The organism is Pseudarthrobacter sp. rb (assembly GCF_056389225.1).
Map to the genome: position 1 here is coordinate 1 of NZ_JBWJAR010000054.1, position 1,439 is coordinate 1,439.

A 1,439-nucleotide genomic window follows, 5' to 3' on the forward strand; every position below is an offset into this window, starting at 1 on the left:
GTCCCGGTGTAGCCTTCGCGGGTTTCGGCGATTTGGCGGATGCGGTGGCGGCAGGCGTACCAGCCGATGACCATGAGCACGGACGCGATGGCGGTGACGAGCATGGTCAGGGGTGAGTCGATGAAGACCATGACCAGGACGCCGACGAGGAAGGCCAGCGACAGGTAGCCGGTGTAGGGGGCGCCGAACATCCGGAAGGAGGGGCGCTCCACCCAGCCCTTGTCCGCCCAGCGTTTGAGCTGGATCTGGCAGAGGACGATCGTGGCCCAGGTCATGATGATGCCCACGGAGGCGATGTTCAGCACGATCTCGAAGGCGTCGGCCGGGACGAGGTAGTTCAGCGGGACGCCGAGGAGGGAGACGACGGCGGTGATGGCGATGCCGCCGTAGGGGACGCCTGCCTTGTTCATGCGGGAGGCGAACTTAGGGGCCGAGCCGTTCACGGACATGGAGCGCAGGATCCGGCCGGTGGAGTAGAGCCCGGCGTTCAGCGAGGACAGGGCGGCGGTGAGGACCACGAGGTTCATGATCACGTCCACGCCCTGGACGCCGATGGAGCCGAAGAACGTCACGAAGGGGCTGACGCCCTTCTGGTAGGAGGTGAAGGGCAGCAGCAAGGCCAGCAGGATCACGGAGCCGACGTAGAACACGGCGATGCGGAAGACCACGGAGTTGATGGCCTTGGGCATGATCTTTTCGGGGTTTTCGGTTTCGCCGGCGGCGGTGCCGACCAGTTCGATGGAGGCGTAGGCGAACAGGACGCCCTGCATGAGGATGATCATGGGCAGCAGGCCGTTGGGGAAGATCCCGCCGTTATCGGACAGGAGGCTGATGCCGACCTGCTGGCCGTCCACGGGGGTGCCGAAGATGACGAAGTAGGTGCCGATGATGAGGAACGCGACGAGGGCGGCGACCTTGATCAGGGCGAACCAGAATTCCATTTCGCCGAAGACCTTCACGGAGACCAGGTTCAGGGCCAGGACCACGATGAGGGCGGTCAGTGCCCAGGCCCACTGCGGGACGTCGGCCATCCAGGGGATGTAGTTGCCGAAGAAGTGCATGTAGAGGGCGGCGGCGGTGATGTCCACGATGGTGGTGGTGGCCCAGTTGATCCAGTAGAACCAGCCGGAGACGAACGCGGCCTTTTCGCCGAAGAACTCACGGGCGTAGGAAACGAACGAGCCCGAGGAAGGCCGGTGCAGGACCAGTTCGCCCAGGGCGCGCAGGATCAGGAACGCGAAGAACCCGCACACCGCGTACGCGATGACCAGGGACGGGCCCGCCGCGTTGAGCCGGCCGCCGGCGCCGAGGAACAGGCCGGTACCGATCGCACCGCCGATCGCGATCATCTGGATCTGCCGCGGCTTGAGGTTCTTGTGGTAACCCTTGTCCTCCGCGTGCAGGGAGGTCTCGGACGCATGCGCGTGACCACCATCAAT

1 protein-coding gene is annotated in these 1,439 nt (G+C 65.0%); it reads right to left on the reverse strand.

Annotated features, from left to right (window positions below; translation table 11 throughout):
* Positions 1-1,439 (reverse strand): amino acid permease (locus tag ACWRN3_RS22840; protein ID WP_476742027.1); only part of this gene is annotated, 1,439 nt, incomplete at its 3' end.